This window comes from Chloroflexia bacterium SDU3-3 (assembly GCA_009268125.1).
Taxonomy (GTDB): Bacteria; Chloroflexota; Chloroflexia; order Chloroflexales; family Roseiflexaceae; genus SDU3-3.
The window spans coordinates 173,011-191,727 of the sequence record WBOU01000004.1 but is presented as its reverse complement, the minus strand read 5'-3'; the positions used below and the strand labels follow the sequence as shown (position 1 = coordinate 191,727).

Annotated in this window: 12 protein-coding genes; 7 read left to right on the top strand and 5 right to left on the bottom strand. The window is 66.3% G+C overall.

The features are described 5' to 3' along the window. Positions 1-23: 23 nt before the first annotated feature. Positions 24-833 carry a DeoR/GlpR transcriptional regulator gene (locus F8S13_08100; GenBank protein KAB8143853.1) on the bottom strand — a complete coding sequence of 270 codons (810 nt, stop codon included), beginning with the start codon at positions 831-833 and terminating at the stop codon, positions 24-26. Between the two features lie 271 nt (positions 834-1,104). Here F8S13_08100 and F8S13_08095 point away from each other — a divergent pair, with 271 nt between their 5' ends. The 3 genes from F8S13_08095 (at position 1,105) to pfkB (ending at position 6,518) form a co-directional block, all read left to right on the top strand. Then, on the top strand, positions 1,105-2,895 hold the full coding sequence (locus F8S13_08095; protein ID KAB8143852.1) for a PTS fructose-like transporter subunit IIB: 1,791 nt from the start codon (positions 1,105-1,107) through the stop codon (positions 2,893-2,895). A 120-nt stretch (positions 2,896-3,015) separates the two neighbouring features. Continuing rightward, entirely contained in the window at positions 3,016-5,490 is a 2,475-nt protein-coding gene (gene ptsP, locus F8S13_08090) for a phosphoenolpyruvate--protein phosphotransferase (GenBank protein KAB8143851.1), read from the top strand. 65 nt (positions 5,491-5,555) lie between these two features. Beyond that, on the top strand, positions 5,556-6,518 hold the full coding sequence (gene pfkB, locus F8S13_08085) for a 1-phosphofructokinase (protein KAB8143850.1): 963 nt from the start codon (positions 5,556-5,558) through the stop codon (positions 6,516-6,518). Between the two features lie 696 nt (positions 6,519-7,214). On the opposite strand, the gene F8S13_08080 is transcribed toward pfkB, so the two are convergent. Together F8S13_08080 and F8S13_08075 are read right to left on the bottom strand one after the other, a co-directional pair. Further along, entirely contained in the window at positions 7,215-8,330 is a 1,116-nt protein-coding gene (locus tag F8S13_08080; GenBank protein KAB8143849.1) for an IS200/IS605 family element transposase accessory protein TnpB, read from the bottom strand. Further along, positions 8,327-8,569 carry a helix-turn-helix transcriptional regulator gene (locus F8S13_08075; GenBank protein ID KAB8144097.1) on the bottom strand — a complete coding sequence of 81 codons (243 nt, stop codon included), beginning with the start codon at positions 8,567-8,569 and terminating at the stop codon, positions 8,327-8,329. The genes F8S13_08080 and F8S13_08075 overlap by 4 nt, the downstream gene beginning before the upstream one ends. Before the next feature lie 361 nt (positions 8,570-8,930). Between F8S13_08075 and F8S13_08070 the strand changes: the two genes are divergently transcribed. Both F8S13_08070 and tnpA read left to right on the top strand, forming a co-directional pair. Beyond that, positions 8,931-9,485: a hypothetical protein gene (locus tag F8S13_08070; protein ID KAB8143848.1), complete on the top strand. Its 555-nt coding sequence runs from the start codon at positions 8,931-8,933 to the stop codon at positions 9,483-9,485. After that, entirely contained in the window at positions 9,485-9,898 is a 414-nt protein-coding gene (gene tnpA / locus F8S13_08065; GenBank protein KAB8143847.1) for an IS200/IS605 family transposase, read from the top strand. Before F8S13_08070 ends, tnpA begins: the two co-directional genes overlap by 1 nt. Positions 9,899-10,226: 328 nt before the next feature. Here tnpA and F8S13_08060 read toward each other — a convergent pair whose 3' ends face one another. Then, entirely contained in the window at positions 10,227-12,242 is a 2,016-nt protein-coding gene (locus F8S13_08060; GenBank protein KAB8143846.1) for a flotillin family protein, read from the bottom strand. A gap of 201 nt (positions 12,243-12,443) precedes the next feature. Here F8S13_08060 and F8S13_08055 point away from each other — a divergent pair, with 201 nt between their 5' ends. Both F8S13_08055 and F8S13_08050 read left to right on the top strand, forming a co-directional pair. Next, a complete protein-coding gene (locus F8S13_08055; GenBank protein KAB8143845.1) occupies positions 12,444-14,798 on the top strand; it encodes a hypothetical protein in 2,355 nt (784 codons plus the stop codon). Between the two features lie 515 nt (positions 14,799-15,313). Next, positions 15,314-15,883 (top strand): hypothetical protein, encoded by a 570-nt coding sequence (locus F8S13_08050; protein KAB8143844.1) that lies wholly within the window; start codon positions 15,314-15,316, stop codon positions 15,881-15,883. On the opposite strand, the gene F8S13_08045 is transcribed toward F8S13_08050, so the two are convergent. Beyond that, positions 15,880-18,429 carry a PBP1A family penicillin-binding protein gene (locus tag F8S13_08045; protein ID KAB8143843.1) on the bottom strand — a complete coding sequence of 850 codons (2,550 nt, stop codon included), beginning with the start codon at positions 18,427-18,429 and terminating at the stop codon, positions 15,880-15,882. The genes F8S13_08050 and F8S13_08045 overlap by 4 nt on opposite strands. Between the last annotated feature and the right edge of the window lie 288 nt (positions 18,430-18,717).

Below are 18,717 nucleotides of genomic sequence, written 5' to 3'. Positions count from 1 at the left end.
GCCATCGGGTGATGCGTGCGGCGCTAGGCGATCACCACCGCCACGCCCATGCGCTCTAGCGTGCGGCGCATGTCGGCGTCCAGCCCGCTGTCGGTGACGACCGTGTGGATGGCGTGCAGCGGCAGCACCTTGATAAAGCCCACCCGCCCCCATTTTGTCGAGTCGGCCAGCAGGATGATCTGCTTGGATGCGCGGATCATGGCCCGCTTGACCTGGGCGATCTCCACCGTCGAGTCGGTGATGCCCGCCTCCAGATCCACCGTCTCGGCGGCGAGGAAGAGCTTCTGCACCACCAGATTGCCCAGATCCTGCTCGGCCAGCGGCCCCTGGGTGCCAAACGTCTCGTAGTTGACGGTGCCGCCCAGGATCAGGCTGCGCACATCGCGCAGGGCGCGCAGCTCCAGCGCCACGTTGAGCGCGTTAGTCACCACGGTCAGCGGCGCGGCGGGCTGCAGGTGCTTGGCCATCTCCACCACGGTGGTGCCAGCGTCCATCATGATCGTGTCGCCGGGGCACACCAGCTGGGCGGCGGCCTGGCCGATCTGGCGCTTGGCGTCGGGGTTGATGCTGGTGCGCAGGTCGAAGGCCACCAGGGCGCTGCGCTGCACGTGGGCCACCGCGCCGCCGCGGTCGCGGATGAGCTGGCCATCTTTCTCCAGCTGCACCAGGTCGGTGCGGATGGTGACGGTGGAGACCTGGAACAGATCGGCCAGCTCCTGCACGCGCATGGAGCCGCGCTGGCGCACCAGATCGGCGATCCGCGCCCTGCGGTCGAGCATCAACGGTGTGGGCGTGTCCCCTAGGACATCCTCGATTGCACTTCCCTGCGCCATAGGTTGCTTTCTGTCGGGTTGCATTGTCCGCACATTGTACGATCTCCTTTTTCGAAAGTCAAGGAAAGTGGAGGGAACTGTTTGTCTGTGCCTCAGTTTGCCTCGCTCGAAGAAAATAGACGACTTTAGGTGATTAGGATAGGCTGTATTCATAGCGCTGTCTTCATAGCTCAGAAAGCCAGCGAAAGGTTTTATTGACAAAATAAAAACAAGTGATAGTATACGAAAGTAAAAGAAACCCTGATCGCAGATCTCCAAAGGAGGATGGGTTATGAGCCGCATTGTTGCGATTGCTGCCAGCCGCAGTGGCATGGCCCACACGGCCATGGCAGCCGAAGCCCTACGACGTACCGCGGCTGCGCTTGGTCACGAGCTGGCGGTGGAGGTGCAGGATGCCGACGGCGCATCGGGCACGCTCTCGCCCAGCCAGATCGCCGCCGCCGATGTGGTGGTGCTCGCCACCGACGACACCATAGATACCAGCCGCTTTGTCGGCAAGCCGGTGTATGGCACGCGCACCAGCGAGGCCATCACCAAGACCAAGGCCGTGCTGCTGGCCGCGCTCTCGCTGGTGCCAGGGCCTGGCCACGCCGCACCTGCGCCCGCCCCCTCTGCGCCTGCGGCTGCCCCCTCCGCGCCCGCCCCCAAGCGCGTGGTCGCGATCACGTCTTGCCCCACCGGTATCGCCCACACCTTCATGGCCGCCGAGGGCCTGCAGAAGGGCGCGCGCAGCCTCGGGCTGGAGATCAAGGTCGAGACCCAAGGCTCGGTGGGCGCGCAGAACACGCTGACCGCCGCCGACATCGCCGCCGCCGATGCGGTGGTGATCGCCGCCGACACCAAGATCGACCTGAGCCGCTTCGGCGGCAAGCCCGTCTACGAGACCTCGACCAAGGCCGCCATCCACGATGGCGCGCAGGTGATCCGTAGCGCCTTCGAGCAGGCCACCACGCGCGCCGCCTCGCCCGACCTGGTGCAGCAGGTGGCCGCCGCCAAGGCCGAGCGTAGCGCCGCTTCCACCGGCCCCTACAAGCACCTGATGACCGGCGTCTCCTACATGCTGCCCTTCGTGGTGGCGGGCGGCCTGATGATCGCGCTGGCCTTCGCCTTCGGCGGCATCTACGTGTTTAACGATGAGTATAAGAACACGCTCGGCTGGGCGCTGTTCCAGATCGGCAGCCCCTCGGCCTTCGCGCTGATGGTGCCCATCCTGGCGGGCTTTATCGCCTACTCGATCGCCGATAGGCCGGGCCTGGCCCCCGGCATGATCGGTGGCATGCTGGCGGCGGCGGGCGGCTCGGGCTTTCTGGGCGGCATCATCGCGGGCTTTATCGCGGGCTACAGCGTGCAGTGGCTGAACAAGGTGCTGAAGCTGCCCAGCGTGCTGGCGGGCCTGAAGCCGGTGCTCATCCTGCCGCTGCTGGGCGCGGCGATCGTGGGCCTGCTGATGATCTACGTGGTCGGCGGCCCGGTGAGCGCTATCCTGGGCGCGCTCACCGAGTGGCTCAAGGGCATGCAGTCGAGCAGCGCGCTGGTGCTGGGCCTCATCCTGGGCGCGATGATGGCCTTCGACATGGGCGGGCCGGTGAACAAGGCCGCCTACGCCTTCGCCACTGGCCTGCTGGCCTCGCAGGTCTACAGCCCGATGGCGGCGGTGATGGCGGCCGGTATGACCCCGCCGCTGGCGCTGGCGCTGGCATCCATCCTGTTCAAGGATCGCTTCAGCGAGGAGGAGCGCGAGGCGGGCAAGGCCGCCGCAGTGCTGGGCATCTCGTTCATCACCGAGGGCGCTATCCCCTTCGCCGCGAAAGACCCGTTCCGCGTGATCCCCTCGCTGATGCTTGGCTCGGGTGTGGCTGGCGCGATCTCGATGGTCTCGGGCTGCGCGCTGCAGGTGCCGCACGGCGGGGTGTTTGTGCTGCTCATCCCCAACGCGGTCTCGAATCTGGGCATGTATATCGTCGCCATCCTGGCGGGCACGCTGGTCTCGACGGCCATGCTGTTTGTGCTGAAGCGGCCAGTGACGGCTGCTGGCACCCAGGCGGTGGGGCAAGCCGCGTAGGGCGGGGCGCTAGCGCACTGCCCGGCCCCTATCTACTCTCTGCGGTTTGGCGCGCCCCGGCGCTCCACGGCCCTAGGCTTTGGAGCGCCCGTCGCGCCCGCTAGACGAAGGAGTCCCCCTATGCTCGAACTGACGAGCGCCACGATCCGCCTGCACGCCACCGCCGCATCCAGCGAGGATGCCATCCGGCAGGTGGGCCAGCTGCTGGCCGACGCTGGCTTTATCGAGCCAGCCTATATCGAGAGCATGCTTGGCCGCGAGCAGCAGGCCAACACCTACCTGGGCAACGGCATCGCCATCCCCCACGGCCTGAACGAGCACCGCGACCTCATCCGCCGCACCGGCATCGCGGTGCTGCAGGTGCCGGGCGGGGTGGCCTGGAAGAATGGCGAGCAGGTGCGGCTGCTGGTGGGCATCGCGGCCCGATCCGACGAGCACCTGGGCCTGCTGGCCAACCTGGTGGATGTGATCGCCGACGCCGATGTTGCCGCGCTGCTGGCCAGCACCGATGACCCCGCCGTGGTCATCCAGCACCTGGGCCGCCGCCGCGCGGGCGCTGCATCGCCCGCCAGCGCGGGGGCGGGCGATGCGACGGCGCAGGTGCGTATGGGCAGCGCCCACGGCCTGCACGCCCGGCCCGCCGCCCTGTTTGTTCAGCTGGCCAGCGGCTTCGCCGCCGATATCCAGCTGGCCTACGGTGCCCACACCGCAAATGGAAAGTCGCTCGCCTCGCTCCTGCGCCTTGGTATCCCCTACGATGCCCTTTTCACTATCTCGGCCACTGGCCCCGATGCCCACGATGCCGTCGCCGCCCTTCAGGCTGCGGTGGAGTCCGGCCTGGGCGAGGCACCCGGCAGCGCAGCGCCCGCGCCCGATGCCGCCGAGCAGTTCCGCTGGCAGCCCGCCTCGGCGCTGCGCCCGCTGCAGGGCGTGGCCGCGTCGCCTGGGCTGGCTGTGGGGCCGCTGTACCACTACCGCGCCCAGCGCGTGGTGGTGCGCGATGCCCCCGCCGCGCCCGAGCAGGAGCACGACGCGCTGCGCCAGGCGCTGGCGGCGGCGCACGCCCAGCTCGGCCAGCTCCACCAGGATGTGCGCGCCCGCGCTGGCGATGGCGACGCCGCGATCTTTTTGGCCCACCAGGCGCTGCTGGCCGACCCCGAGCTGGCGGGCCAGGTCGGCTCGCTCATCGACGACGGCCACAGCGCCGCGTGGTCGTGGCAGCGCGCGATCGAGGAGCGTGTGGCCGCCATGCAGCAGCTGGCCGACGAGCGCCTAGCGGCCCGCGCCGCCGACCTGAGCGACGTGGGCCAGCGCGTGCTGCGCCTGCTGGTGCCCGCCGCCCAGGCCGGGCCGCAGCTGCCCGAGTCGCCCGTCATCCTGGTGGCCGAGGATCTGCTGCCATCCGACACCGCGCGGCTCGATCCCCGGCTCATCCTGGGCCTGTGCACCGCGCTGGGCGGCCCCACCGCGCACACCGCGATCATCGCCCGCTCGCTGGGCATCCCGGCGGTGGTGGGCGCGGGCAAGGCCCTGCTGGATCTGCCCGCCGACGCCCAGGCCATCCTGGATGGTGGACAGGGCGCGATCTACCTCGACCCCACACCCGCCGATGTCGAGTCGGCCCGGCAGGCCCAGGCCGAGCTTTCGCGCCTGCGCGACGCCGAGCACGCGACCCGCTACCAGCCCGCGCTCACGCTGGATGGCGAGCGCGTGGAGGTGGCCGCCAATATCCAGCGCCCATCCGACGCCGAGGTGGCGGTGCAGGCGGGGGCCGAGGGCATCGGCCTGATGCGCACCGAGTTCCTGTTCCTGGAGCGCGCCGCGCCGCCCAGCGAGGACGAGCAGTACCAGGCCTACGCGGCCATGGTCGCGGCGCTGAACGGGCTGCCGCTGATCATCCGCACGCTCGACATCGGCGGCGACAAGGCCGTGGCCTACTTCGACCTGCCCGCCGAGCAGAACCCCTTCTTGGGCGTGCGCGGCCTGCGGCTGTGCCTCCAGCGCCCCGACATCTTCCGCACCCAGCTGCGCGCTATCTACCGCGCCGCGCTGGAGGGGCCGGTCAAGATCATGTTCCCCATGGTGGCCACGCTCGACGAGCTGCGCGCCGCCAAGGCCATAGCCGAGCAGGTGCGGCTGGATGTGGGCGCGCCGCCGGTGGAGATCGGCATTATGGTGGAGGTGCCCTCGGTGGTGATGATGGCCGAGGAGTTCGCCCGCGAGGCTGACTTCTTCTCGGTGGGCACCAACGACCTGACCCAGTACGCCATGGCCATGGATCGCCTGCACCCGACCCTCGCCAAGCAGGTGGATGCGCTCCACCCCGCCGTGCTGCGCATGATCGCCCAGGTGGTGCGGGCCGCCAGCGCGGCGGGCAGGCCGGTGGGCGTGTGCGGCGGCATCGCGGGCGAGCCGCGCGGCGCGGTCATCCTGGCCGGGCTGGGCGTGGCCGAGCTGAGCATGAGCATCCCCAGCATCCCCACGGTGAAGGCGCGGCTGCGCGGCATCTCCATGGCGCAGGCCCAGGCCGTGGCCCAGCGCGCGCTGGCCTGCGCCACCGCCGAGCAGGTGCGCCAGATTCCGCTGGCGGTCTAGCCATCCGAGCGCGGGCGCTTGGGCCTGGCCCCAAGCGCCCGTTTTGAGAGAGGGAGAGCGACCCTATGAGTGATCCCGTTTTGCCGCATGCGTGCGATGTTGTCACCGTCACGCTGAACCCCGCGATCGACCGCACGGTGGAGATCCACAGCTTCACCGCTGGCCGCGTCAACCGCGCCGAGTCGGTGCACGACCACCCCGGCGGCAAGGGCGTGAATGTGGCCGCCGCGCTGGCGGATGCCGGCCATACGGTCTCCGTCACCGGCTTTCTGGGCCGCGAGAACGCGGCATCCTTCGAGCAGATGTTTGCCCAGAAGCGCATCCACGATGCCTTTGTGCGCATCGATGGCCAGACCCGCGTGGGCATCAAGATCATCGACCCGGCCATGAGCGCCACCACCGACATCAACTTCCCCGGTGCCGCGCCCAGCCCCGCCGACGCCGAGGCGCTGCTGGCCGCGCTGGGCCAGATCCACGCGCCCTGGGCGGTGCTCTCGGGCAGCCTGCCGCCGGGGGTGGATGCGGGCATCTACCGCGACCTCATCCGCGTGCTGAAGTCGCGCGGCTGCCGCGTGGTGTTGGACACCAGCGGCCCGCCGCTGCGCCACGCGCTGGCGGCCCGGCCCTCGGTGATCAAGCCCAACATCCAGGAGCTGGAGGAGCTGCTCGGCAGGATGCTGGCCACCGAGGAGGCCATCCTGGCCGCCGCGCACGAGCTGATCGTGGGCGAGGATGATCTGGTGGTGGTCTCGCTGGGGCCGGATGGTGCGCTGTTCGTCACCGCGCACGAGGCGGTGCGCGCCGCGCCGCCCGAGGTGGCGGTGGTGAGCACGGTGGGCGCTGGCGACGCGATGGTGGCGGGGATCGTGGCGGGCCACCTGCGCGGGCTGCCCCTACCCGAGGTGGCGCGGCTGTCCACGGCGTTCTCGGTGGATGCGATCAGCAAGCTGGGCGCGGGCCTGAGCGCCTCGGCTGTGATCGATGCGCTGGCGGCGCAGGTGGTGGTGGATGTGGTGGCGCGCTATTAGATAGCGGTCGTTTTGTGTCACTACAGGGAAAGTATATATCTGGGCTGGTAGAGTAGATATCACAAGCTATCGTGCCAAACCCTGCCCACCGCATTGCGGGTGCGAAAGCTCAATCTCAACCGCATGGGCAATAATCGAGGCGCGGCATCTCACCCTTCCCATGCGGCGAAGGTGCCGCGACGGCAAACTGGCCATATGCACGAACACCAGCCGCTTGCGGACCGCACGGGAACGCCCAAAATTGGGAGATCGAAGGGGGCAACGCCCCCTCGTGGGGTTCCTAGGGGCTAGCCCCTAGGCGCCGCCCGCGCAGGGCACCCACCCACCCATCAAGAAGTACCGTGCTCGGGGATGGCGCACAAAAGGCTCAAAAGTGACATCTGTTGAGCGGGCTGGCCCTCACACAATCCAGCGAAACTGCTTGCGGCTGCATCAGTGCGAACATACCGATAAGAAACAGAATCAACACAAGCATACCCCCAATCATCCCAAGCAGTGAATATCTGTTCTGCGACTGTCTATAGCTCACATCTCCAAGGAAAACCCCCACAGATGCGAGGATCAACGTTAGCGCGATGCTCCATGAAAAGGCATAGAATCCAGCTTTTTCTGGCAGGAGATGGGCGGCTGGTACAATCGCGCACTCCAAGATAAAGGCAGCCAGCGAGCTACTGAATGCAGTAAACAACCCACGGCTTAAGCCGCAGGCTTTGGCCCTGCCAGCCCGGTAGGAGTACCGTCTCGCGAGCCGTGTGGCGGGTTTACAGCCGCCCGGCGGGAAATGTTTCCTGCCGCGATCACATCTGCGAGGCCAGCGAACCCGCACGATGTGCAAACAAACGAGGCTTGTGTTTTCCGGTTCTCTTTCGCGGTATGTCCACCGTTCGGGCATTCCCGCGATGTATTCCGAGGGTCGACAAAATGGACGGTCACACCCGCCAATTGCGCCTTATAGGTGACAAACGCCCGCAGTTGTGCGAATGCCCAACTGTGCAGCGTGGCGTGCTGCGACCGTCTAGCCCTAACCCGCGTGCGAATATGCGTCAAATCTTCCAACGCAATCGCCCGCTTCGTGCGTTTGGCCGTCGCCACAAGCTGCTTACTGAGGACATGGTTTACGTGCCGTGCGAACCGATATTCCTTACCCGACAGGGCTTGAAGCCGTCGCCGTGCGCTTTTGGTGCCCTTCTTTTGGAGTTTGCCACGCAACCGCCGATGGCGATAACGCACGTTCTTGATAGCCTTGCCGCTGTAGATGGTGCCGTCGCTATCGGTGGCAATGTTCGTCACACCAAGAGCAACGCCCAACACGCCCGACGCGCATTCTGTTCCCGCTGGCACTGCCTCGCAGGTAACAAGCAAGTACCACTTACCGCGCTTGAACACCAGATCGCTTTCACCCTTCTGGTGTTCAAGCATCGCCCGCTGGCGTTCGCCACACACGAAGGGGATAGCCTGACGCCCATCCATTGTCCAGATGGAGACCGAGGAACCGGCGAGATTAAACGACAGGATGCGCGCGTCATAGGCCACGGCACCAAGCAGTGCAAACGTGCGCTGCGCCTTCTTATCCAGCTTGTAGGCATCGGCAACTTTCGCAATGCAGCGCACCGTCACTTGCGCCGACAGACCGAATGCGGCCCGTGTATCGGCATAGCACAGCTTGTGCAAAGCGAATTGCCCGAACGTACCCGTTTCCCACGCCGTTGCGCTCATTGCGTTGCACGCGGCGTTTGCCGTTTCAAGCGTGCGCCTGAGGGCATCGGCTTGCGCGGGTGTGGGGCGAAGCTGGATTTGAGCGGTGAGCTTCATTCGGCGGGGGTGTACTCCAGAATATCGCGAATGTCCGTCGTCTCGAAAAAACGCATGAGTTTATCAAGCGTCTCAAAGTCTACACGTTCGCTTTGGTTGTTTACGAGCTTCACGAGCGCCGAGTGGGTAATCCCTGTCTCACGAGACAACCGACGGACGCTAATCAACTCCTCGCCTGAACGTGTTCGATCTAAGTTGCGTTCCGCTAGAAGTACCTTTACGCGACTTCGAATAGGCATAGGAAACCCTTGCATGCTGTTTGCTCCTTCCCCTGTGCAAGAGTATATCGTAACTGTACGCAGTATATCACATATGTACCTATATTGCAATACATGTATATATAATGTAGGTACACTGTGCTATAATACAGGCACAGAAACGAAGCGCGGCCCCGCAGGTGTTCGTACCACCCACGAGGCCACTACACTGGAAGGACGAGTTCCAATGCAAGCCGATTCTACCACAAAGTCAATCCGCTACGACCGAATCACCCGCGACGACAACTGCTATCTCATCTTTGCCAATGGCACCGAGAACTATCTTGGCAGCCGCTCTCCTTACGGCGAAGGTGAAACGCTCTGCAACGCCGAGTAGTACAAATTGCTTGAGAACGCACACAGCGAGGCGGCAGTCAATCAGGAAGCCCCCGCTACCATTCCTGAGGATGTAGTTACCACCGAACACAACGACGAACGGGAATGCACCGCTTATGTGTGTGGCAAGGTCAAGCTGGCCCTGTTTGACGACTCGGAAGATGGCTGGGTTGGCTATCTTGATGCACTTGACCGAACGGCTGATTTCAAGGCTTCCGGTATTGCCGAGTTGCGCGCCCTGTCTTACCTGCTTGAACATCCTGACATTCGCCGCTTGATTGGTCGCGATACATCGCAACCTGTAGAGGTAGAGCGGTGGACAGGCCCTGATCACGAAATTGATGGTGTAACGTTCAAAGCTAGCGATGTTGAGGTTGACTTGACTGAGGTAGGACGGTTTGCGGGTCATATCGGCGTTGCGTTCGTTCGAGCGTACATCGAAGGTGACGAGGATCTGGAAGCACTCACCCAAGCGCCAAGCCTCGCCAGTCTTGCTCCCCGCATCGCCCACGCACGAGCGCGGGTACTCGCTGGCTTGCCAGCCGTTCGGGTTGCAGCGTGATGGAAGTTACGCATGTCAAATCAACGCCGGGAGCACGGTACCACATCAACTACCACCTGGTGTGGTGCCCGAAGTACCGCTGTCCGGTGCTTGTTGGCAAGATTCAGGAACGATTGCAAGGGCTTCTCGGTGAGATTGCGGAGCGATGGGGGATTGAAGTGGTCGCACAGGAAGTCATGCCGGATCACATTCACCTATTCGTTTCCGCGCCGCCAAAGTTCAGTCCTGCGCAACTGGCCCAACTCTTTAAGGGAACAACGTCGCGTGTTTTGCGGCAAGAGTTCCCTACAGAGATTGACCGCCATATCTGGAAAGTTGGCACGTTGTGGGCACCTTCTTATGACGTCGGCACCGCAGGGCACGTGAGTGCATCGGTGATTAAGCGGTACATCCTAGAGTGCCAGAAACTTTAGTGAACGTCGGATGCCCGCGCCGCTGAATGCGGCGACGCTGGAACCTTGTACAAGCGAGGAATGTGGGTAAAGCCTCATTCCTCCCCCGCCTAAAGAGCGGGGGTTTCCTGAGGCTATTTCTATGAACGCGGGCGTTCGGCTAGCTTGAACAGGTGCCATAATCTCCTCCTGATCGTCTTGTGTGGTGATACATGCCTGTATACCATGGCATCCTCACAGCGACATCAAGGTCATGTAACAGCTATGTAACACATCCAAAACACGACAAAGGCCCCAGGCGCACTGCCTGGGGCCTTTGTCGTGTTTGTGCGGCGATGCCGCGTCGGGGCTACTTGCTGCCGTTGGGCTGCGGCGGGGCCACCGGCGGCTGGCCCGCCTTGGGCAGCTCCGACGAGAGCTGGCGCAGGATCTGCTCGCGCATGGCCGACACCTCGGGCTTGGCATCGGCTACCGCATTGATCGGCACTCCCAGCTTCTCCGACAGCAGCGTGGCCAGCAGGCCCTCCATCAGGTTCTGGCTGCTGCTGCCGCCCTCGCTGCCGCCGCCCACCACCACCTGTGGCACGATGTTGACCTTGGCGGCCTCGATCGCATCCGCGAAGCGGGTCATCACCTGCTGCGTCACCTGGAACTGCGGGCCGCCGTAGGCGCGCACCTTCTCCTCGATGGCGATCGCCTCGGCCACGCCGATGCGGGCGGTCTTCTCGGCCTCGGCCTCGGCCAGGGCGCGGATCTGGGCGGCCTGCTGCAGGGCGCGCTGGTACTCGGCCTTGCCCTCGTTCGACTGCACGGTGATCGACAGCTCGGACTGGGTGAGCACGGCCTGCTGCTTGGCGCGGGCCTCGGCCTCGCGCAGCTCGCGCTCCTTCACCGCCGCCTTCTCCTGCCGCGCGTAGGTCTCGATCTGCTCCTCGGCGATCTGGCGGGCGCGCAGCTGGGTCAGGATGTCCTCGATCTTGGTGTCGCCCTTGCCGGATGACGGCGTGCCGATCAGCACCTCCTCCAGCTCCAGGTTGTAGTTGACGAACTTCTCGCGCATCTGCTCGCTGGCCAGCGACTGGATGACGCTGCGCTCCTGGAGCAGCTGGATGAGCGTGCGGGTCTGGCCGATATTCTTGAAGTAGGCCGCCACCATGGGGTCGAGTGTCTGCTCGACCAGCCGCTTCACATCGCCGAAGCGCTGGATGACCAGCGGGGCCTTGCGGTAGTCGATGTGCACCACCACCGAGAGCGGCAGCGACGGCTCGAAGGCGTCCTTGGTGATCAGCGAGATCTCCGACAGGTTCTCATCTAGCTTGTGCGCGCCGATCTCGCTGCGGCTCCACTTCAGGATGATATTGGTGGTGGGCACCGGCACCACCTGGCCGGCGTAGGTGTTGAAGGCGTACTTGCCGGGCATCAGCGGGGTGCTCCACACGCCACGGCTGCCACGGCTCACCAGCTCGCCGTGGGTGTAGTCCTCGCCCGAGAGGTCGGCCCCTATCTCGCCTGCGTAGGAGATGACCACACCGGCGTAGCCCACCTCGATCACGGTCTTGTCGATCAGCTCGACGGTGGCGAACAGGCGGTTGATGTAGTAGGTGCCCTCGACCAGCACCTGGTACTGGCGACCGCGCTGGCCGCCCGCCGCCAGGAACTTCTCGGGGTCCTGGAAGCTGTTGTGGTAGGTCTCGGGTGTACTTGGCTCGTTGCCCACCAGCGGGGCGATGATCTCGCCCTCGCCCAGCGAGGGGCCGTCGTGCACCGTCACGATGCCCACCGCGTCGTCGGTATCCTTGATCACCACCGGCTCGAAGCCGTCGCGGTCGCTGATCACCTCGGCCATGCGCTTGATCATGGCGTCCTCGTCGCGGCTGAGCGGCAGGTAGTAGACACGCTCCTCGGTGATCACCATGAACTGGGCGAGGTTGATGGCGTAGGTGCCCTCGCGCAGGATCTGGCGCTGCGGGCCGCGCTGGCCGCCGCTGCGCAGGAAGCTGGCCACATCCTGGAAGTCGTTGGCCGCCACGTTCGAGGCCAGGGTCTGCGCCGGGGCCAGGGCTTGGCCGTCGCGGGCGAACACGTAGCCGATCTTGCCCTGCGGGATGGTGACCAGCGGCACGATGTGCAGGTTGTACTGGAACGGCGTGAAGAAGTGGATGCCGCCGCGCAGCACGTTGGGCTGGAAGCCCGCCTCGTGGTTCAGCGCGATCAGGCCGCTCTTGACCGACTTGCCGCCGAAGCGCTTCTCGACGATGCCGATGCGGTTGTTCGGGATGAAGCGGACGAACTGGAAGAAGATCCAGAGCACCGCGATAACGATGATGAAGATGCCGATCATGTTGAGGAGGAGCATTGCCCCCATGGTGGTATCCTTTCTTGATACCTGCTGCGCGCCGCGCCAAACTGGCCGGTGTCTCTCGCCGCTAGAGATGCGCCGTGTCGGGCGCTCTGGAGATATATACGCGCTGTGGTGCGCGAGGTTCCAGCGATTCACATGTACAATAGCGGCGTGCTTGGTCTATATCATAGGGGAGACAGAGTGACACAAAAGCTGCCTATCGTTATGCTACTGCTGCTGGCGCTGCTGCCGCTGGCGGGGGCGCAGGCCGCGCCCGCCGCCGCGCCCGCCAGTTCGGCGTTTGGCATCAACAGCCATATCTCCAGCCGCTACCCTGGCGTATCGGGCATGGGCAAGGCCGCCGATGCGGTGGCCCAGCTCCAGGTCGGCTGGGCGCGCGAGGATTTTCAGTTTAGCCGGATCGCGCCGCGCAAGGGCGCGTACGACTGGTCGTTCTTCGACGCTGGGGTGAACCATCTGAGCCAGCGCGGCGTGCAGATCGTGGGCCTGCTGAACGGCCCCACGCCCGCGTGGGCATCGGCCAGCGGGCGCGGCGGGTTCGCGCCGCCCACCCCGGCAGCCTACGCCGAGTTCGTGGGCGCGGTGGTGGCGCGCTACAAGGATCGCGTGCACCACTGGCAGATCTGGAACGAGCCGGACAACGCCGCCTACTGGTCGCCCGCGCCCGACCCAGCGGCCTACGCCGCGCTGCTGAAGGCGGGGTACGCCGCCGTGAAGCAGGCCGACCCCAGCGCGCTGGTGCTCTCGGCGGGCATCGTCTCGCCCGAGCCGGCCACCAGCTTTCTCAAGGCGATCGCGGACAACGGCGCGTGGGGCGCGTTCGACATCCTGGCCATCCACCCCTATGTGGACCCGCGCAGCCCCGAGGATGGCCAGATCGCCGCCGCCGGGGTGGGCCAGGTGAAGGTGCTGGCCGACAAGCTGGGCGCGAAGCCGATCTGGGCCACCGAGTTTGGCTGGTCCACCGGCGCGGGCGACCGCAAGGGCAACCGCGTGGATGAGCAGACCCAGGCCAGCTACCTGGTGCGGGCCATGGCCCTGCTGCGCGAGGCCGGGGTGGAGAAGCTGTTCTGGTACACGCTGAAGGATCTGAGCGCATCCGAGGGGCTGGGCCTGCTGCGCTACGCGGGCAGCACCACCAGCTACGCCGACCCCAAGCCCGCCTTCAGCGCGCTGCGCACCATGGCCAGCCAGCTTGGCAGCGCCGCGCCCCAGGGCATGCTCGACTTCGGCCAGCGCCGCGTGGTGTGGGATGCCGAGCGCTTCGGCACCTGGAAGCGCGGCAACCAGCCGAACGGCACCTTCGCGGCCAGCGCGGCCCAGGCCCACAGCGGCGGCGCATCCGGCGAGCTGCGCTACAGCTTCCCCAGCGCGGGCAACGACTACGTAGTGTTCACCGCCGCCGACCCGATCGACATCGGCTCGCCCAGCCAGGTGGGTTTTTGGGTGTACGGCGACGGCAGCGGCCACGCCCTGAAGGTGTGGCTGCGCGATGCCCAGGGCGAGGTGCTGCAGTACCGGCTGGGCTTCGTGGGCGTGGGCTGGCAGTTCCTCTCGGCCAGCGTCGGCGGCGCGGTGGAGCGCTACAACCGGATCAGCGGCGGCGGTAACCTGCGGCTGGATCTGCCCGCCACGCTCACCGCGATCGTGCTGGATGATGAGCCGGACAAGTCCTCGGGCAGCGGCGCGATCTACCTGGATGATCTGACGGCGGTGAGCGGGGCCGACGCCTACGGCGCGCGCTTCGGTGTGGGCGGCGGGGTGGTAGATGTGCTCTGGGCACCAGGCGAGGCCCAGATCTCGCTGCCCACCAGCTCGGCCAGCGGCACGATCACCGCGCCGGATGGCACGCAGCGCAGCATCAGCGCCAGCGGCGGCCAGTTCACGCTCAGCCTGGGGCCGTCGCCCATCCTGCTGGCTCACCAGGGCGGCGGCAGCCCGGCCCAGCCCGCCGCGCCCCAGCCCACCGCCGCGCCCCAGGCCGATCCGCAGCAGCGCTGCTTTGATGAGACCGGCTTCTGCATTGGCGGGCGCATCCGCGAGTTCTGGGAGCAGAACGGCGGCCTGCCGGTGTTTGGCCTGCCCATCGGCCCGCAGCAGGCCGAGGTGGTGGAGGGGGCCACGCTTCAGGTGCAGCGCTTCGAGCGCAACCGCCTGGAGCTGCACCCCGAGAACGCCCGCCCCTACGATGTGCTGCTGGGCAGGCTGGGGGCCGACCGCCTGGCCCAGCTGGGCCGCGACTGGCAGTCCGAGTTCCCCAGCACCAGCGCGGCCAGCGGCTGCCGCTTCTTCCGCGAGACCGGCCAGAACGTCTGCGGCGAGATCCTGGCGGCCTGGCGCGCCAGCGGGCTAGAGCTGGATGGGCAGGCAGGCCCCAGCGAGGCCGAGAGCCTGGCCCTGTTCGGCCTGCCGCTCGGCCCGGCCCACGAGGAGTCCATGGCCGACGGCCAGCGCCGCACCGTGCAGTGGTTCGAGCGCGCCCGCTTCGAGCTGCACCCCGAGAACCAGCCGCCCTACCGGGTGCAGCTGGGCCTGCTAGGGAGTGAGATTGTGCGTTAGGTGATTTCTAGCCTAGCGCCGCCCGCCTGCGCGGCGCTCTGCCCGTACCCTGCCAAGAAGGATCTATGCGTTCTCCAGAAAGCATGCAAGAAGGCAACGCAGGAGTCGTGGCTTCGTGATAGATGAGGTCTTTTTGTTCCTTGGAGTCTTGGTGGTAAAACGTTTTGCAGAACGAGAACGCATAGGCCCATACTCTGCCAAAAAGTCCTGCTTTACCGGGGCGGGCGGGAATGGTATGATCGGAGAGAATCGCGAGATCTTTCTGAATATGTTGTTATCTGCGGCACGCGTTTTTTTGCCGCGCAGATAGATTTTCTTGCTATACTGAGGGCAAGCGAGCGGATGAGGGCTTGCCCTCGAAACCAAACGTAGGACCAACTTTGCCGGAGCGCTAGGAGCCACCCCAGGCGGGCCTTGTGGCGCTGAAGACCCCGAGGCCGCGTGGGCCGCTTGAAGCAGCAGGCATCCCCCGAGGATCTCCACCTATCTGCCAGCATTGAAAATAGAGGTGCTCCATGGAAGATCCATCTACGACGGCCAAGTTTTGGCAAGCACCGATCGCCGATCTCGCGCAGATCATCGGGCACGACCTCCTTGAGTGCCCCGTCTCGATCAAGAGCATCGCCAGCCTGCTGCAGGAGCAGTGTCGGCTGGATGCGCCATGCCAGCAGGCGCTGGAGCAGATCATCCTGCACAACCGCCAGATCGACATGCTCATCCGCCGCGTGCTGTTCGGCATGACCTACAGCCGAGGCATCCTTGAGGTGCGTCTGCTCTCCACCGACGATCAGGCCCGCGCCAGCCTGCCCGAGGAGTGGCAGCGCGCGCTGCCGTGGGCGCTCAGCCAGCCGCTCGATCAGGCCGCGATCAGCCTGGCCGAGCTGCTGCTGCAGCACGCCGATGAGATCTCGCGGCTGGTCGCCGAGCACCAGTCGGCCTTCTTCACCCAGATCCCGCCGCCGCTCCAGCCGCTCTACGACCTGATGAAGACGGCGGTCGAGATCTTCCACGATTCGATCAACACGCTGCTGCGCGGCATCCTGGCCCAGCGCATCAAGCAGGAGCTGGTGGTCTCGCGCGGCTAGGGCCGCGCCACCACCACCGTGCGCCGCGTCTCGGCGTCCACGCCCTCGGGGGTGCGCACCCGCAGCCGCAGCGTGTAGCTGCCCGGCGCGAGGCCGCCCGCATCCCACACCCCCAGCACCCCGCCGCCGATCGGGCTGGCCCCGGCGTTGATCCGGCTGAAGCCGCTGGGGCTGTCGCCCTTCCCCACATCGAGCGTAAACGGCCCGCGCGCCGTGCCGCTGACAAACACCTGGCTGGTGGTCACCACCGCGCTGGCCGAGGGCAGGGCGATGCTGGCCAGGCTGCCTGCGGCGTCGCCTGCGGGCGGCGGGCAGTAGGCCGTGGGCGGCTGCGGGATGCCGCGCTGCCTGGCCCACTCGCGGTAGCGCTCGGGGTAGAGCGGGAACTGCTTCATGCGCACCTGGTCGGGCGGGGTGTACGAGGCGGCCAGGCAGCTGCCGTCGCCCGCCACGCGCACCGTCTGGGTCTGCGAGTCCTGCTGGCTCGGCTCGGTCCCGGCGATGAAGCGCTCCTCCACGGTGCCGCCCGCGCAGCCCTGGCTGGCCAGCGCGCCGGTGTCGGCGCACACCTGGGCATCCACGATGCCTTTGGGGCGCTCGAACGCGCGGATGGGCCTGCCGTCGTTGTAGCTGTTCATCAGGTCGCGCCAGATCACGCCCGCGCCGTTCACGCCAGCGATCTCCTGCATGGGCGTGGAGTCGCTGTTGCCCACCCACACGCCCACCGTCACCTCGGGGGTGTAGCCGATGGCCCAGGCGTCGCGCCAGTCGTTGGATGTGCCGGTCTTCACCGCCGCAGGCCGCCCCTCGGGAAGCTCCATCACATTGCCCCGCCCGAACATGAACCAGCGCGCCTGGTTGTCGCTCAGCATGTCGGTGATCAGGTAGGCCACCTGCTCGCCCTGCGCCCCCAGCGCCTGGCGTGTGGGGCGGCTCGCGCCGCTGTCCAGCACCGCCCCGCGCGAGTCGGTGACGCGCAGGATGGCCACCGGCTGGCGCATCTTGCCCGCGTCGCGGAAGGTGCTGTACACATTGGTCAGGTCTAGCAGCCGCACCTCGTTCGAGCCGAGCGCCATGGCCAGCCCAAAGCGGCTGGGGTCGTTCAGCGTGGTGATGCCCAGGTCGTGGGCCTGCTGCACGAAGGCGTTGATACCCACGAAGTCCAGCGTCTGCACCGCCGGGATGTTGAGCGAGTTGGCCAGCGCCATGCGCACGCGCTGCGGGCCGTGGAAGCTGTTGTCGTAGTTCACGGGCGCGTACACCGCGCCGTCGCCCAGCTTGAACTCGGTCGGCTCGTCCCACAGCACGGTGGCGGGCGTCCAGCCCCGCTGCAGCGCGGCGGCGTAGATGATCGGCTTGAGCGCCGAGCCGGGCTGGCGCAGCGCCAGGGTCACATTCACCTGCCCGTTGATCGCCTCGTCGTTGTAGTCCACGCTGCCCACCATGGCCAGGATCTCGTTGTCGGCGGAGAGCATGATCGCGCCGGCGTTGGTGGCGTTGCGGCTGCGCAGCGGGCGCTCGCCATCCACCCCGTTCACCACGCGGTCGGCCACGATCTGCTGGGCCTTGTTCTGCATCCCCACATCGAGCGATGTTACCACCTTCAGCCCGCCGCGGTAGAGCGCGTCGGGGCCGTAGCGCTCCTCCAGCAGCTGGCGCACGTAGAACACGAAGTGCGGGGCCAGGATGTCGCTGCGCGGCGCGACCAGCTTCAGCGGCGTGTTGTAGATGCCCTTGGCCGCCTCGGCGGAGAGCGCGCCGGTGCGCACCATCTGATCGAGCACCACGCGCTGGCGGGCCTTGGCGGCCTGGTAGTTGTTGAAGGGGTCGTAGGTGGTGGGCGACTGCGGCAGCCCAGCCAGCATGGTCGACTCGGCGTCGTTCAGCTGGGCCACCGGCTTGCCGAAGTACATCTGGGCCGCCGCCTCCACGCCGTAGGCCTGGTGGCCGTAGTAGACCTCGTTGAGGTAGCGGCCCAGCACCTGATCTTTGCTGTACTCGCGCGAGACCCGGAAGGCCAGGAAGGCCTCGCGGATCTTGCGCTCCATGGTCAGCTGGGTGCGCTCCTCGGGGGGCAGCAGGATGTTGCGCACCAGCTGCTGGGTGATGGTGGACGCGCCGCTCACGATCGAGTCGCTGCGCTGGTTCTGCACGAAGGCGCGCACGATCGCCTTAAAGTCGACACCGGGGTTCTGGTAGAAGCTGGCGTCCTCTACGGCCACAGTGGCGCGCCGCAGGGTCAGCGGGATGTCGGCGAAGGGCACCACCGTGCGGCGCTCGCCCTGCGGGTCGACCAGCTCGTAGAGCAGGGTGGTGCCGTCGCGGGCGTAGATCTTGGTGGTCTCCGCCGGGCGGCGCAGGCTGATCTCGGAAGGCTCGGGCAGATCGCTGGCGTAGGTGCGGTAGAGCCACGCGCCCCCGGCCATGGCGGCGATCGCGGCCAGCAGCGCCAGCACGGCCCCTAGCTTGAGCGCCAGCAGAAACCAGCGCCAGGCGTGGTCGATGGCCGACTGTGGCCAGCGTCGTTGTGTTCGTCTTGGTGCCATAGGTAGCTTTGATATGCCTCGTAGGGGGTAGTATAGCACGCCCTACGAGGCAATCACATTTCTGCGCAGAGCATGTGGGTGCGATCGTGCACATCATCTCGCGCGCCAGGGTATGCCTGCAAAGCAGAATTGCGCTGCGCCGTTCAGCCCACCCCGCCCATGTGGCGAAGGTGCCGCTCGTGCAAACTGGCCATATGCACGAACACCAGCCGCCAGCGAGCAGCATCGGAACGCTCAACATTGGGGGTTCGGAGGGTGCGACGCCCCCTTGTGGGGTTCCTAGGGGCT

What these genes read in the sequence shown, in the direction of transcription:
- F8S13_08045 (KAB8143843.1), bottom strand. Translation starts at nt 18,429, where the DNA reads ATGGCACCAAGACGAACACAACGACGCTGGCCACAGTCGGCCATCGAC.
- F8S13_08100 (KAB8143853.1), bottom strand. Translation starts at nt 833, where the DNA reads ATGGCGCAGGGAAGTGCAATCGAGGATGTCCTAGGGGACACGCCCACA.
- tnpA (KAB8143847.1), top strand. Translation starts at nt 9,485, where the DNA reads ATGGAAGTTACGCATGTCAAATCAACGCCGGGAGCACGGTACCACATC.
- ptsP (KAB8143851.1), top strand. Translation starts at nt 3,016, where the DNA reads ATGCTCGAACTGACGAGCGCCACGATCCGCCTGCACGCCACCGCCGCA.
- F8S13_08055 (KAB8143845.1), top strand. Translation starts at nt 12,444, where the DNA reads ATGCTACTGCTGCTGGCGCTGCTGCCGCTGGCGGGGGCGCAGGCCGCG.
- pfkB (KAB8143850.1), top strand. Translation starts at nt 5,556, where the DNA reads ATGAGTGATCCCGTTTTGCCGCATGCGTGCGATGTTGTCACCGTCACG.
- F8S13_08060 (KAB8143846.1), bottom strand. Translation starts at nt 12,242, where the DNA reads ATGGGGGCAATGCTCCTCCTCAACATGATCGGCATCTTCATCATCGTT.
- F8S13_08050 (KAB8143844.1), top strand. Translation starts at nt 15,314, where the DNA reads ATGGAAGATCCATCTACGACGGCCAAGTTTTGGCAAGCACCGATCGCC.
- F8S13_08095 (KAB8143852.1), top strand. Translation starts at nt 1,105, where the DNA reads ATGAGCCGCATTGTTGCGATTGCTGCCAGCCGCAGTGGCATGGCCCAC.
- F8S13_08080 (KAB8143849.1), bottom strand. Translation starts at nt 8,330, where the DNA reads ATGAAGCTCACCGCTCAAATCCAGCTTCGCCCCACACCCGCGCAAGCC.
- F8S13_08075 (KAB8144097.1), bottom strand. Translation starts at nt 8,569, where the DNA reads ATGCCTATTCGAAGTCGCGTAAAGGTACTTCTAGCGGAACGCAACTTA.